The following is a 14,655-nucleotide window of genomic DNA, read 5'->3' as shown; positions in this document are numbered from 1 at the left end:
CTAAAAAGGCTGGCGATAGAATTTTCGCCAGCCTTTCTTTTGAGAGACTTTTGAGACAGCCTCTTTTATTTTCATTCACTTTGCTAGGTTTTCTCAAGGCAGTAATTGAATAAATTGCCTTTATTAGTTATACAATTATACTGCACCAACTAAAGAAGCCGCCAGAGCTGCCTGGAAGATTTCTCCGGTACTTGGGATAGTAAATATTCTTATGCCTAAACGGGAGGAGGGAGAACAGGGATGAACTCATCGCTTTTTTTGAATTCCATCTGGAAATTAGAAAGATCATATACACCACCAATCTAATAGAGAACCTAAATGGCAAAATCAGAAAGTATACCAAAACAAGCTTTCTTTCCCTACTGATCAAGCCGTCATGAAATCAGTTTATCCCGTTGTACGGGAGGCCACTAAAAAATGGTCAATGCCTATCGGGGGTTGGAGAATTATTCTTAATCTATTCTTAACTTTATATGAAAAAAGGGTCAGAATTTAATCTAACCCTTACTTAACGTACACACTTTCTGGGACAGTGTCTCCTATTCTTTTAGTTTATTGTTGACTATTGACTTTTACTTCTCACCTCCATCACCAGGAGTGTTTCCGTCAGCATCAGTTTTTATAAACTCTATGACATTATTATTGTTAACTTTGGCTGTACCCAATATAATAAGACCTCTGTCTGAAGATTCCTTGACGAAATTACCAGAATCATCGTACTCCCCACCAAATGTTTTCGACCAGAGTAGCTGCCCCAGGGAGTTTGTTTTTAAAAGATAGATATCACTTGTTCCTGCTGTAGTAAGGATTTTACCAACTACTGTATATCCACCGTCCGAGGTACGAGCTACGGAGTTACCCTCTTGGGAGAATGTAGAAGTTAAGTCCGCCGCCCATTTAAAAGTCCCTTTATCACTTATATTAACAAGCAAAACATTGGATTCACCACTATTCGTAAATGATTTCCCTGTAATAATGTATCCACCAGTGATCTTTTTCATATCGCTGGCAACGGACTGGGAGTTATTTATTTCCTCCTGATAGGTATAATCCCAGATCAAACTTCCAAGCGAGTCGGTTGAGACAACTCTCATACTTTGAGTACCATTTCTGTTAAGAGTTCCACACCATACCAGTTCTCCCGCCTCGTTTTCCACAACAGAAGTTACAGCATCAAATTCATCTATTAATCCATAGGTATTGCTGAATATCTCATTACCAGAATCATCTACTTTGGTAATGAGCATATCTTTATCAGAAGCATTGTTTTCTATTGTACCTATTAGAAGGTACCCGCCTGATACGGATGGTATAAGTCCAAGACCTTCTTCATTTTTAGTGCTATCACCATAAGTGAATGAGGCAACTTCTTCACCTTCGGAATTGATATGCAGAAGTAGAAAATCAGTGGTTCCGTTAGAAAGTGTGGTATGTCCGAATATAAAAGCGTCACCATTCGAGAGCAGTTCAATGTCTTTGCTGGTTTGATTTAGAGGTTGCTCTACTTGCTTTTGCCAAACACGGTTTCCGTTAACGTCTGCTTTTGCTATTAATATATTAGTGCTACCATCTTCTGTTGAGTTTGTGGAGCCAGTGAATATGAAATCACCATTATCAGCTTCTATAGCGGCATAGCCATTTTCATCATTTACCTCTCCAAAAAATTTGATGAACTGTCCTGAATCATCTGGTTCTGCAAACGGGTCAACCTCGCAGGATACACAGGCCAAGATGGCAAATAATGACAGAGCAATTGTTATATTACAAATGTTAAAGGAACTTTTCATGTCTACTGTTAATCTTGCGTACTGTTATTTTTTTGATTTTTTGACTAACAACTTTGGCTTATACTTAGGAATTAGATAACCAACTGTAAATGAGTAGTTGTTTATGCTAAAATCATTGTCTACATATAGGTAATCGTAAACTAGTGATGTATTAGCTGTTCTGTTATCAGGGTTTACAATATTATTCAACCCATATGTATAGCGAAAGTCAACTATCAGGTAGCCTCTGCCAATAATGTTTTTGAGTTTTACACCGGCACCAACCGCAGCTGCATAATTAATACTATTGCGCTGATCAGCTAAGTCAATGGATGGTCCTGAAACCTCACGTTGGTTTTCACCGCTGACGGCATCTTTTCTCAATACATCAGCTTCCGAACTTAGAAGATAGCTAACCGACCCTCCTGCATTGACGAAAGGAGTAATGTTATTATTCTTTCCATAATTGCCTATGTTGTATTTGACAAAAACAGGTAGTTCTACTAAGGTTTGTGTTTCTTCAAAGTTCAGGTCCGCAAAGCCCAGTATAAGATCTCTATACTGGTATTTTTTCTGGCTGAAATAGATTTCCGGAGCTGCAGATACCTTTTTGGTAATAGGTATCTCAAGGGCTATACCAACATTAAACCCTGGTATAAAGTTGTATTTACCCCTTTCAATAGAGGAGTCGTCAAGGCTAAAATTCTTTGAAACATTCACAGCAGTCATATTACTTCCTGCTTTACCACCTAGCAGATATACAGGAGTAGTCCTAAAAGAATTGTATAAATTAATAAATTCTGAGGGGTCAGCGATTACATCTATTTCATACTCAGGGTTTAGTGAAAGGAAGAAAGTCATTGCTTCAGCAGCCTTGTCACTTTCATTGAAATAAAGGTATGTATTTACCAGGAGTTTGTATGCAGCTATTTTTTCTTCCTTGTTAAATCCTGATTTCAGGCATGAAGCGAGTTGTTCCGGTACCAAATCGATACGCCCCCTTTCATAGGTAAGTTGGGCTTCTCTTAAGGTTTGAGAACAGCTACTTTGAGATTGGGCTATAGCCTGCAAGCTAAAAGACGCTGAAATTACTAAAATGAATATGATTCGTTTAAACATGATTGTTATATCGCCGTATTTTCAGGTTGAATTAATGTTAAGAATATTGCTATAATCCTTTGTAGTTTTGACAAGTTCTCTGATAGGATATGTCGGTAGTATCAGCAACAAAATCTTCCCACTCTTTTAGTTCCATATTACGAGAAATTTTACCGCAAATAATGTTAGCCATACTCTCTATTTTTGTAGGCCACATTCTGATCAAGTGGTCTTTACAGCCTGCCAATATGTAATCTCCGTTAGGGCTAAATTCAATAGACCACACCCAATCATCATGATCATCCAGTATGATAGGGGGGTCGTTGAGTCTTTCTGTATTCCAGATTCTTACCGTAGCATCGAAGCTTCCTGTAGCAAGCTTAGAATTATCTGCACTGAATCTTATGTTATTTACACGAGCAGCATGTTTATCCGAAATGGTTAACGGCATATTGGTACGAAGATTCCACACTCTTACTGTTCCATTTTCATTTCCAGCTGCAAGCATTTTCCCATCGCTGCTAAATGCAACGGATACCATATCTGATTGTGTCCTGCTGTCATGATAAAAAACTTTCTCTTCTTTAGTATCCAGGTCAATGAAAGTTACCTGTCCCTGTATTTTTGCAGTGGCTATTACCCGTGTTTTAGGGTTAAGCGCAATTGAGTTTATTTTTAAATCACTTTTTGTGATTTCACGAGGAGCAATAACTGTTGTTTTTGTAATCTCTCTTGGAATATCCCAAAGTAGTATTCTTTTGTCCTCACCAACTGAAATGAACTGGTTATTAGAAGCAAACTCTAAATACCATGTAGACCTGATCCTTTCATTCTGGCCGATCAAGTAGAGCTGAGGAGCACTTGGGTTTGTAACGCTAAACAATTGCAAATAGCCATAATCTCCTCCAGTAACCAGCCACTTTTTATCAGGACTTAAGGCCATAGATTTATTGATGAGCCTTTCGGTATTTGTTTTTACGGTAATAGGGTTACTTCTATTATTTAGGTTCCACAATAGTATAGTACCATCACTACCCGTTGAGTAGATTTGGTTGCCGCCACCAGGTACATTGGTAAGGACCCTAACATTATCAGTATGCTTGATTAGTTGGTTATATCCCTTGCCCTGAAGTTTTTTTACAGCATAGTATAAGCCACTGTAAATGTCAGGATCCAGAGGGTTGCCACCATTTTCATGATTAAACTTATAGGCTTGTTGGGCGACCAATCCCATTTCTTCAGGGTCCGCAATTTGCAGCGATTTGATAGCCATAGATCTTGCAATAGACAAGAGTCGCAAGTTATATGCATCTTCTTTTGCCAGGTCAGCAATGTTCTTTTGGTTTAGCGCATCATTTTTTGCACTATCAGCAAGGATAACAGCATCTCTTGCTATTCTTTCATTTCTTCGAGCTTCTTGCATGGCACTCGTCGCAATCTCTTTTTGCTGTAATGCAATCTTTCGACTGGAATCAGCTTTAATAGCTGCTATCCTGGCTTGCTCGCCCTTTTCGATTGCCTTTATTCTTGCGCTGTCTGCTTTTACCTTCTCTTCTCCCGCAATGATTCGTTGCTTTTCCCCATACAAAAAGAAACCAAAGGCAATAAGGAATGCAAGACCGAAGACTCCTGTAGTTACTTTTGCAATGAAAAGTCGTCTTTTCTGAATCTTTTGCTTGTTGCGCTGTTCCTTTTCATACTCATTCTTACTGTATTCTAAGAATAACATTGCTCTTTCATAGCCAGGGTTATACCTTAAACCCCAGGAAAGTGAAGGTTTGTGGGTTTCAAGCCAGCTAAGAGCCAGTTGAAGATCCGGTGGCCTCCATAGGCCCGCCTTACCTAACTGGTGCATCTCTGCAGCTTCGCAAAGTCTGAGGTAAAGTTTGGCAGACTCTGACTCATCATCTACCCATTCTCTAAGGTTAGTCCATATTCTCATCAAACTTTCGTGAGAAATATCAACCATGCTGTCCTCAGTCAGTGTAACATTATATGGAGGCATCAGCAAGGTACGACCTGCTGCGCGAAAATGCTCTACAATAAACATCACTTCTTCAGTAGTAGCTCCAGCAATTACGGCAATCTCCTGAAGACGCGTAGGTCTTCTTGTACCCCGACCGCCATCACCTTTTTCAGTAATGTTTTTAAATATCTTTTCACATAAAGCTTGTTGCTTTTCATTAAGCTCATAAAAGGCCTCGTTAGCGTGTATAGAAAGAGCCTTTTCCATACCTCCAATAGCCTCATAATGGGCAAATGAGATTGCATCACCCTTAAAACTATTATGCAGCCAATAGTCGTATGTACGCATTAAGGCATGCTGCATTACAGGTAGAGAATCTGCATCATCCCCAACATCATTCAGGATTTTCTGGACAAGGTCTTCATCAATAGTTGCTCCAACGGTTTCAATAGGGCCTATTACGGCTTTCTTTTTTTCCAGCCTCGTCATTTGAGGTATAAGAAACTGACTGTCATTTATTTTGTCTGTAAACTCAGGGTATTTTGCACAATCACCAACAAAATCAGAACGCATTGTAATGGCAATGTATATCGGTATCTCACTCTGACTGGTGGCTGTTATGAGTAGGTTAAGAAAGATACTTACATCATCATAATTGTTGTCATTCTTTTCTCTGTACCTGAAAATTTCCTCGAACTGGTCAATGTATATTAGAATGTTACGTCCTGAAGCTTCGTATCTTTTGCCTGCAATATTGACCAGTGTATTTACATCTCTCCTTAAATTATCTACTGTTTCAGTAACCAGTTGCTGGGAATTTTCATCATCAGCATGTTCAATCTTTTCGTGCAACAGAGCCTTGGCCATGTTTTTAAGGGCCGAGTTACCTGGACGAAAGTTTACGGACTCCCATTTAGAACTTACTGCTGTCTTGAAGTCTTTGAATAGAATGGGTAAAATTCCACAGTTAATAAATGATGATTTACCTATACCTGACGTTCCAATTATGGCAACGAAATGGTGTTCTATCAGTTTGTCCAGTACCTCACCAATCTGTTCTTCTCTGCCAAAATATAAATGGCTTTCCTCATACCTAAATGGCCTTAAACCCGGAAATGGGTTGAAAGTTTCATTCGAACCGTTCATAAGATCTGGTTTAGCTTCTGTGTTGGATATTATCACTGTCAATCGTGTTTATGGCTTACAAACCGGAGATGCCGGTATATTTAAAAATCCTGATTCATATTTATTTACCAGAGGTTTATGTTAACGTCATTAAACGGCCATTACCTCTTTTTTTTTATCATTTAATTCGTTTAACAAATTGTCAGGAAGTACTTCATAGAATGAGCACAATTCACTGAATGCCGATCTGTCAATCCAAAATAAGATAGTATTTTCGTTAGCAATAAGATTATATTCAGCTTCGCCTTCATTTATAAGATCCAAATCGTGCAAGAAACCATTTTGATCATAGCTGTTAAGCTCAAGACCATTTTTTTGCAGTGAGACAGAACCTTTGTAAATAAAAGCATAGGCCATATCATCCATACCATTAAAGGAAACAACTTCAGTTCCTATAGGGTAGAATGCAGCCTTGGTAAGCTTTGCGATTTCAGAAAGCACTAACCCAGGTACAGATTGAAGGCCTGCTATGTCATTTAAAAATTTAACCACTTCTATATTTAGTTTAGGGCTTTCTTGCAGTTCACCTTCTTTTCCTTTTTCAACATCTTCGATTAGTTTTAAGGCCTGTTCCGCATATTCCTTTTTGTATTTATCACGCTCGATAAATACAGCAAAGTTTTCTTGGCTCAGACGATAGTATGCTGCAGCAGCGATCTCCCTAAGCATTTGATCAGGGTTTACAAGGTTTGCCGCGAAAATGTCATGGTTTGATGGAGAGTTTTCCTCTGCCAATTCCATAATGGCACATGCCTTGGTCCATCTGTTGATCTTTTTATAATCCTTTAGGATCAAATCATACAGTACTTCATTCTTCGACATGGATGTTGTAGGAAGTATATACTGTAGTTTATTAATCTTTTCCGAGTAGGAAGAGACATTTAGAATGGGAAGTACAATCGGTTTCAATTCCTCTTCAAGGAAAATATCGAGAAGTTCTGATGCAAAGTCCGACTGATCGGTATTACCGCTGTTAATGTTTTCCTTAACGAGATCAACTGATTTTGCTTCGTAGAGCAGAGCCAATAGTTGGAATATCGTATTGTAATTATTCTCTATTTCTGCAGTTACAGCGTTAAGCAATAGGTTAGATGCTTTTTCTTTTTGCAAGTCCAGGTATGCCTGCATATTGGAAATGGTAGTTGCGCATATTTCCTCTAACTCCCTCTTAATATTAAGGGCCTTATCCTTTTTTACATTGTAACCTGACTTACTTAAGGCCACCAATGTTGCAGCTATCACATTTTGGTTTGGTAGGTCCAGTTTTTTCAATAAGAGTTCTACAGCTTGCTGAGATCCAATGCGACCATAGATCTGAACTATTCTAAGTTGGATTTTTTCTGATTGTCCGGTCAGGTGGAATGCAGATTCTAATACTGGCAAAGTTTGCTCTCCTGTTGCAGAAATTGCAGCTACCGCAGCATTGCTGTATAGGGGATTGTCAAGCATGACGATCAGGTTTTTTAGCATACTTTCATCTTCGGAACCGGCTGCAGCCGCTGCCGCGTAGTACCTTACTTTGGTTACAGGGTCACGGAAGAGCTTGTTCAGAAGTTTGGGTTTTATATCCTCTTCAGCGTACCTGGTTAATGAGGCTCCAAAGATCCTTTCGTTTACTAATTTGGAGTAGGTCAATTGCTCGATGTAAGTTAACTTTTCAAGCCTGAATTCAGCACCCCTAAGCTTATGATACGTTTTCTCAATGAGATCTCTGTTTTTAAGCACATTAAAATACTTGGATTCCATAATCTCATCCAGAATCGGGATAGCTTCTAACAGGCAGAGATGGCTGGCCTGATGAAGGGCTATCTTCTGAGCTTTATCATTATCACTATTGATGATCGATAATACAGCCGATTTAAATACAACAGGGTCGAGAGTGTTTATGATATTTAAGTGGCGGGGTAAGCGAGCCAAAGGGATGTTTTTTGTTTCTCGTGCCAATTTTTCTGCGTAACTCAACCTGGCTTCACTGGTTTTAACCAGCTGTTGTTTATCAAGAGTATTCTTTAGAACATCCCTATACGTGTTGTAAATTTTGAATACTATAATGATGCAAACAATGCAAATTATAATCAGAGCTGCAGCAAAATAGGCATCATTGTCTATGAATGTTGCTGTAGTCATATAGAGCAGAATACCACCGGCGATGGCAACGGAAGCCTCTCTGATTACTCCGGTTATTTTTAATAGAGTATCCTGTCTTAGCAGGTCCTCGATAGGTAGGAAATAGTACCTGAAGGCATTTGCAGTTAGGTTGTCATTAACCGACGTGCCGATAAGTTTAAGGATGCAGATAGTAAGGAAGAACACATGAAACGTGTTAGTACCAGGTACATGTCCAAAATAAGAGCCGATGACTATACCCAACCCAGATAACAGGCCTACAATAATGGGTAGAACCAGTAATGCTACTTTTAGGCCGTACTTATTCATTACACGGTTGTAAATCAAAATATGAGTGAATATTCCTGCTATTAATATGCAGCCATAAAAGAAACCCAGGAAGTCTAATAGCTCATTAGTGCTTGAATAGCTAGCTTCTACAATGTGTAAAAAGTAATAATCCACAAATAAGAGTATGACTGTTACTGTTAATGAGAAAAGAGCTAACTGTACAAGGAAGTTGTTCTTACTTATTTTGAAATAACTGTTTTTTGCATTGATATATTGAGCACTTACTGCCAATTCCTTAAGCACTACAGAACTTCGTGATATCAATGCCAGCAGGAGAGAGGAGAAAGCAAATGCGAGGCCTGCAAAATATACAAACTCAGAAATTGAAAGTGCAAGTTGTTTTCGTAATGGGGTTATTGTGAAAAAAATAGTGGCCGCACCTATAATTACACCTATGTGGGTCCATTCAGAGAGCTTTTTATGTCGCTGTTGAGCAAATATTAAACTGCCCAGGCTTCTGAAATTATAGTAAACAAGCGCATTGATTGGACCAGTTAATACAAATAGCCAATATACATATTTATAATAGTCAATATTTTCCAGACCATAATAAATAAAGAATGTGCTCAGAGTGATCAGAGTGAAGGAAATTATGGCAACTCTGGAAAACGAAAACCTGTTTTTTTGATAAGCGTATATCCCCAAAACAATAACTCCTACCAGTCCTGACATTGCAAAAGCAGATGGTAAGTCCTGACTATCGTATTTGTTCAAAAAGAGACTTACAGCGGCGAGGTCCAGGAAGGCTAGTCCGATGCCGATAAATATTCCCAATGTGGCTAGGATTGAGAACTTTCTTTTTGTGTTAAATGCTTGGTGGTTAAGGCTTTTCATTATTGCTCTGGCTCAACTGTATTCAATTTTTTGCCAATCTCACTTCGATAAGAACATGTTACTTCGGTCAAAAAATAGTTAATCTAGATTATTGTAACGCGTAAATATATTCAACTTAATATTCAAAAAATAACTTTTACATGGTTTTTCCTGTCTTTTTCAGCTCTTTTCTTATCCCTTCGTAAAAATTATCTTCTGTGACATATCCTTCATTATTATGGATTGCCATCATGGCACAATATCTTAATACATTTATAATATTACCACCAGAAAGTTCATATTTTCTTGAGATTTCATGGAGGTCAATTTCTTCATCTAAAATATAGTTTCCGGTAAATGCCTTTTTGTATAATTGGTGTCTTAGGTTTTCTCCTGGCATTGGGAAGCGGATCAAGGATTGAAAGCGTCTCATGAAGGCCGGATCCATATTTGACTTATAATTACTAGCGAGTATGACAACTCCAGGAAAGTCCTCTATCCGTTGTAATAGATAAGATACTTCCTGATTGGCATATCTGTCGTTTGAACTACTGGTTTGAGTCCTTTTTCCAAATAGTGCATCGGCCTCATCAAAAAACAGAATCCAATTACGGTTTTCTGCATGATCAAAGATTTTTGCCAGGTTCTTTTCGGTTTCACCAATATATTTGGAAACTACCATTGAAAGGTCAATATGATATACATCCAGCCCGGCAGTTTTCCCCAACAGGCAGGCAGTTAACGTTTTTCCTGTTCCTGATGGGCCATAGAAAAGGCTTCTATATCCTCGCTTAATCTTTCTACCTACTTCAGGGTCTGTAAGGAGGTGATGACCATGCTGTAACCATATGCTTATTTCCTGTACCGAATCGTAAGTTTCTGAAGCCAATACCAGATCATCCCAGTTTAGTTTTGTTGAGATTCTTTTAGCTGGAAAATCCGTGCTATACTCAGGGCGGTGGTGTTCTCCAGAGGTTAGCATACTCAGGTATTCCTTAGAAATAGTCAATAAACCACTCAGTTCAGGCTCGTTTTTATGGATATGTTCCAGATATAAGATGTTTTGGGATGCGAAAAAATGCTCTTTACTGAATAGTTTTGATAAGTAGAATCTTAGCTCCAGATTATCGGCAGCTAAGACATAAATGGCTGTTTCACCAGTTGGCATAAACCCGTTATGATTATTCCCCACAATCCCACCAAACTCGGTAAACACTCTTCCATACTGGTCATTTCGTGTAAAAAAAATGTCAAGCATTTCAGGTTTAATGTGGGGCAGGAGGGCGAGTAATAGCACTATGCGCTCAGGCAGGTCCATATTGAACTGCGTAACTAGTTGAACATAGGGAGAGGCAGAAACACTCTGATCAAACTGGGGCGGTTCAAGTTTATAAAGCTGCTGGGCGTCAAATTTTCTTTGCTTGTGAAGCTCTATTCTGAGGCTTAGAAAATTGGAGAGCCACTCTAGCTCCCTTGCCAAGACAGCAGCATTTAAGGAGAGTAAATTAGGACTTTCTTTCATGGCACAGATCAATCTACATTATGGGGACAAAAATAGAAGAATAAAAATATTTCTTGTAAAAAACTTGATGTGTTGTTTGTTATTTTTGCTATAAGTGAAACATTATTAATTCGTTATGTGTTATTTAAAACTTTGACCGCTCATTGCTGTATAGAAGTCAGCTTCATTCCAAAGTAATGAGATCATTTACAACCTTATACATTACCAATCTAAGGAGACTTTTTGATCTATATATTCAATTGTACCATCGGCCCCTGCATATCCTTTTTCACCCTGTCTGCCAGAGTTCCCCCGGTTTTCTCCCTGGCCTCCATTTCCTCCTGCACTATTGGAGCCTCCCTCGCCACCTTTAGATAGAATGGTTATTGCATTTATATACGGTTTTGCAGCAGGGTCTATATATACACGAACATTACCACCATCACCCCCGTCGCCTCCGTGTCCACCATTACCCCCGTCACCCCCATTGCCTGACTTCCCGTTGGTGTAATTAGAAGAACCACTACTTCCTCCAGACCCGCCATTACCCCCGTTACCGCCATTACCACCAGAGCCACCCCAGCCACCGTTAGCAATTATTGACAAATAACTGTTGTCGCTATTGATCTTCAGGTAATGTTCTTTATGTGAAGTGGTGCTTTTGATATGGACATTTAGAATTGGAACCTCATTAACATATGATCCTGACAATGAGACATATACTTCAACATTTTCACCATTCCCACCATCATCTCCATCACCACCATCCTGACCTCTGCTACCAGGTGAACCATCACGACCAGACCCTTGGCCTCCACCTCCTTTTCCATCTTTACCAGAGTTTCCGCTCCTGCCATCACGACCATTCCTGCCCGATCTCCCCCCATAAAAGGCCACTATTTTATTCTTAAAATCCTGAGGTATTTGTATGGTATCATTTATCGCTTTGTCAGCAACCAGTTGAGCGTTTACTCCAATAGTATTATTCCTCATATGCCGGTGATCGGTTTCCGACAAGGTTATAATTCCATCTTTAAATACTCCGCCGTTAGCCGTGAAATTGAGGATATCCCAGGAAAAACTGCTTGATTTGCTCGTAATGGTTTCCTCATTATACAATCTGGCGGATAAATTCAAGGTATAGCTCAGTGGATCTTGTGTTGGGGTGTAGTTAAGATCTATACTTGAGATTTCATGGACAGGGATAATCAATTCATCTTTGAATTCGGGTCTCATGATCACACCTACCTTCACCTTTACCCCCTCGTTGGGAATGTCGGAGCGCTTTGGGGCTACATGAACTAAACCGTTTTTAAAAGATCCTCCTTCAACCTCAACCGCATAGGCGGTCCAATCGATTTTATTATTGCTAGTGCCCGTTGTAATGGTTTCCTTATTTTTTTTCTGTTGAGCTTTTACTATCAGAGGTACGTGAGAACCCACTACATATAAGCCACTATCAGTAGGGTACATGGCTTCAATGGATTCAATCTTCTTTACATTTTTTTTAGTACGTATATCCTGGGCAGTTGCCTGCTGAAGTAGCAGGCAATACAGTACATAAATGAGGAAAAACCTTGGAGCTAATCGATAAAGTAGTAAATGGTTTAAAAGTGACATTTTGAAAATTTAAGTTGAAAAAACTATAGTAGGTAAAAAAATGAATAGTGTAAAGTGAGGATATCGAAAAAATGCCTTTTACGAAAATGTTGTTTTTTTATTGAGGTTTCATAATTAATCCCTTTATATTGCGTGCTTGTGAATTTTCTAAGATCGGCTCTATCGTCCCCATTAAGTTAGTGCAGGCATTTTGCAGTGAGGCATTAACTTTTCATGAATAGCCATCAATCTCAACAACAGTCAAATACAACCACATCTGGCAACAAGCCAGATAACCTACAGCGTGACAATTTATCACCAAACTCGAAAATACCTAACCTGACAGGTACAGCGGGGTTTGTGCCAAGATCTTTATCGGGTGCGGCGTCTGACGGGGCAGGAACAGTCTCAGCTAGTGAAATTATGCAGATGATGAAGATCGATTATTCGTCTTTGAAAGAAGTACAAGATAAAATAGCGACTGATAATGAAGATGGTGCATCAATAGAAACTAAGAGGAATGAAAAAGAAGCTAATTACGAGAGAACAGACCCTGAAATAAAGGCTCTGATCGGGGCTATTAGGGAAAGCATATTTAAGTTGAGGTATAAAATGGTGATTATGCCAATAGACATTTAGATTTTGAGCAAAATTGGACAGAAGATGCCAACGTATTAGGAAAAGAGTTGAATGAAATTGTGAATAAGTTGCCCATTTCTTGTGATGCCTTCACCTTATTAAGTTTAAAAGAAAGGGCTGAATATTTTTCTTCTGAATCAAAAAAGGATATCGAAGCAATGAACTGGCCAAGGAACTATTAATTGATTTGAAAAATATAAATGCCGAATTATTTAGCATAAATGTTTGGCAAATGACTAATAAGGAGTTAAGCAAGAGGTTGAAAGGAAAAGATTTATTAGGGTTTGATAAAAAAATCATAAGTGCAAAGAGCAATCTCCAAATTTCTCTTAGCAAAATTGATGATAACAATCAATTAAAGGCTGGTCTGAATAGGTTTAGACTTGGGGATTACCTGGGGAAAATAAAAAAACACGTCGATGCTATCATTTTGTGGACAGCCAGTGATTCGGTTTTAAACATTGAAGCACAAAAAATTATCAATTTACTTAGAGGATATAGGCTCTAATGAAAGGAGTGGTTATAAATATATTATGTTTGCTAATACTCATATCATGTAATGCTCAAGATGGGGGAGAGGCTGTTTCGAACAAATGCCTTGAAATTAAAATACCTCCAAATTGGCAGGTAGATGCTTTTGATAAAAGTTCTGAAAAATTCCTATTGGTTATTTCTGAAAAAGAGAGGGAAATTGATAGAATGGCAAGAATGGAAATTTTTAAAATTGAAGCCAATGAAAATGAAGAGCTTGAAGTTGCTTTTGATCGCTTAACATCATGGAATGTTGCTGTGGATTCAGTATTTGAAAAATCCACTATCTCCACAAATAATTTAGGGGTAGGTTTTTGCGTTCTAGGCCATGTTTTTTTTCAACCTAACCGTGTGATAAAAGCCTATTATTTTTCGGACAGGGATAGTATTATAATCATATATAGCGAGTATCCTGTTGAGGAATCTTTGAGACAAGAGCAAATATGTGACAATATAATAAAGACATTGGTTAGCAAATGTTAAGTATGAAAAGGGTGCTTGTATGTATATTATTGTTATTAGTATTGGTATCATATAATGCTCAAAATGGGGGAGAGGTTATATCGAATAAATGCCTTGAAATTAGTGTTCCTCAAGATTGGCAAGTCGATGTTTTTGATGAAAGTTCAGAAGAATTTGAGCTCGTGATTTCAGAAAAGAGTAAACAAATTGAAAAGATTGCGAGAATGGAATTTTATAGAATTGAAGCAAATAAAAATGAAGCTATGGAGGTTGCCTTTAATCGCTTCGTGTCCCTGGATTTTGCATTAGATACCCTTCTGGAGAAGTCCAGTATTGTTGCAGGTAATTTAGGAAGTGGATTTTACTATACAGGAGAAGTCTTTTTCCAGACCAACCGAATACAAAAAGTATTTTATTTTTCATATGGTAAATATATTGTAATTATTCACTGCGAATATGTTCGGGAAGATTCATCTGAGCAGGAAGAAATTTTTGAAGATATCATAAGCAGTTTGGTTATTAAATGTTGATCTCATTGGAGGTGTAGTGACTTACCTAGTAAATGCTAGATATGAAGTAGTCTGCTAGTGCATAAGGTGCTTCAAAAAAAAATATAACTTTTCATTTAACTTTTTAGA

The 14,655-nt window shown here is 38.3% G+C and carries 10 protein-coding genes and 1 pseudogene; 5 read left to right on the top strand and 6 right to left on the bottom strand.

All coding sequences use genetic code 11. From position 1 onward, the window contains the following. Positions 1–136: 136 nt before the first annotated feature. A pseudogene (locus tag JMN32_RS27820) lies at positions 137–496 on the top strand (transposase); the annotation flags it as partial. 76 nt (positions 497–572) lie between these two features. Here the strand turns inward: JMN32_RS27820 and JMN32_RS21035 are convergent. The 6 genes from JMN32_RS21035 to JMN32_RS21010 form a co-directional block, all read right to left on the bottom strand. Continuing rightward, positions 573–1,787: a hypothetical protein gene (locus tag JMN32_RS21035; protein WP_202858353.1), complete on the bottom strand. Its 1,215-nt coding sequence runs from the start codon at positions 1,785–1,787 to the stop codon at positions 573–575. A gap of 24 nt (positions 1,788–1,811) precedes the next feature. Next, positions 1,812–2,885 (bottom strand): porin family protein, encoded by a 1,074-nt coding sequence (locus JMN32_RS21030; protein ID WP_202858352.1) that lies wholly within the window; start codon positions 2,883–2,885, stop codon positions 1,812–1,814. Between the two features lie 49 nt (positions 2,886–2,934). Continuing rightward, complete coding sequence (locus tag JMN32_RS21025) at positions 2,935–5,976, bottom strand: WD40 repeat domain-containing protein (RefSeq protein ID WP_202858351.1); 3,042 nt, start codon at positions 5,974–5,976, stop codon at positions 2,935–2,937. Between the two features lie 129 nt (positions 5,977–6,105). Continuing rightward, complete coding sequence (locus tag JMN32_RS21020; RefSeq protein ID WP_202858350.1) at positions 6,106–9,306, bottom strand: hypothetical protein; 3,201 nt, start codon at positions 9,304–9,306, stop codon at positions 6,106–6,108. Positions 9,307–9,442: 136 nt separating this feature from the next. Then, positions 9,443–10,807, bottom strand: coding sequence for an ATP-binding protein (locus tag JMN32_RS21015; RefSeq protein WP_202858349.1), 1,365 nt, complete (start codon positions 10,805–10,807; stop codon positions 9,443–9,445). A 201-nt stretch (positions 10,808–11,008) separates the two neighbouring features. Continuing rightward, positions 11,009–12,406, bottom strand: a complete 1,398-nt coding sequence (locus JMN32_RS21010) for a hypothetical protein (RefSeq protein WP_202858348.1) — start codon at positions 12,404–12,406, stop codon at positions 11,009–11,011. Positions 12,407–12,619: 213 nt separating this feature from the next. Here JMN32_RS21010 and JMN32_RS21005 point away from each other — a divergent pair, with 213 nt between their 5' ends. The 4 genes from JMN32_RS21005 to JMN32_RS20990 all read left to right on the top strand — a co-directional run bounded on the left by JMN32_RS21005 (position 12,620) and on the right by JMN32_RS20990 (position 14,547). Next, positions 12,620–13,024: a hypothetical protein gene (locus JMN32_RS21005; protein ID WP_202858347.1), complete on the top strand. Its 405-nt coding sequence runs from the start codon at positions 12,620–12,622 to the stop codon at positions 13,022–13,024. Positions 13,025–13,256: 232 nt separating this feature from the next. Next, entirely contained in the window at positions 13,257–13,532 is a 276-nt protein-coding gene (locus tag JMN32_RS21000; RefSeq protein ID WP_202858346.1) for a hypothetical protein, read from the top strand. Next, the gene (locus JMN32_RS20995) at positions 13,532–14,038 is read left to right on the top strand and encodes a hypothetical protein (protein WP_202858345.1); all 507 of its coding nucleotides are present in this window, start codon (positions 13,532–13,534) and stop codon (positions 14,036–14,038) included. The genes JMN32_RS21000 and JMN32_RS20995 overlap by 1 nt, the downstream gene beginning before the upstream one ends. A gap of 2 nt (positions 14,039–14,040) precedes the next feature. Next, positions 14,041–14,547 (top strand): hypothetical protein, encoded by a 507-nt coding sequence (locus JMN32_RS20990; RefSeq protein ID WP_202858344.1) that lies wholly within the window; start codon positions 14,041–14,043, stop codon positions 14,545–14,547. Positions 14,548–14,655 lie beyond the last annotated feature (108 nt).

The sequence above is a fragment of the Fulvivirga marina genome (genome assembly GCF_016775155.1).
GTDB lineage: Bacteria > Bacteroidota > Bacteroidia > Cytophagales > Cyclobacteriaceae > Fulvivirga > Fulvivirga marina.
The sequence above is the reverse complement of the archived record's forward strand: the minus strand, read 5'-3'. Positions and strand labels throughout refer to the sequence as shown.

Bases quoted from the DNA above. Each gene is read 5' to 3' on its own strand.
- JMN32_RS21035 (WP_202858353.1), bottom strand. From the start codon at position 1,787: ATGAAAAGTTCCTTTAACATTTGTAATATAACAATTGCTCTGTCATTA.
- JMN32_RS21030 (WP_202858352.1), bottom strand. From the start codon at position 2,885: ATGTTTAAACGAATCATATTCATTTTAGTAATTTCAGCGTCTTTTAGC.
- JMN32_RS21025 (WP_202858351.1), bottom strand. From the start codon at position 5,976: ATGAACGGTTCGAATGAAACTTTCAACCCATTTCCGGGTTTAAGGCCA.
- JMN32_RS21020 (WP_202858350.1), bottom strand. From the start codon at position 9,306: ATGAAAAGCCTTAACCACCAAGCATTTAACACAAAAAGAAAGTTCTCA.
- JMN32_RS21015 (WP_202858349.1), bottom strand. From the start codon at position 10,807: ATGAAAGAAAGTCCTAATTTACTCTCCTTAAATGCTGCTGTCTTGGCA.
- JMN32_RS21010 (WP_202858348.1), bottom strand. From the start codon at position 12,406: ATGTCACTTTTAAACCATTTACTACTTTATCGATTAGCTCCAAGGTTT.
- JMN32_RS21005 (WP_202858347.1), top strand. From the start codon at position 12,620: ATGAATAGCCATCAATCTCAACAACAGTCAAATACAACCACATCTGGC.
- JMN32_RS21000 (WP_202858346.1), top strand. From the start codon at position 13,257: ATGACTAATAAGGAGTTAAGCAAGAGGTTGAAAGGAAAAGATTTATTA.
- JMN32_RS20995 (WP_202858345.1), top strand. From the start codon at position 13,532: ATGAAAGGAGTGGTTATAAATATATTATGTTTGCTAATACTCATATCA.
- JMN32_RS20990 (WP_202858344.1), top strand. From the start codon at position 14,041: ATGAAAAGGGTGCTTGTATGTATATTATTGTTATTAGTATTGGTATCA.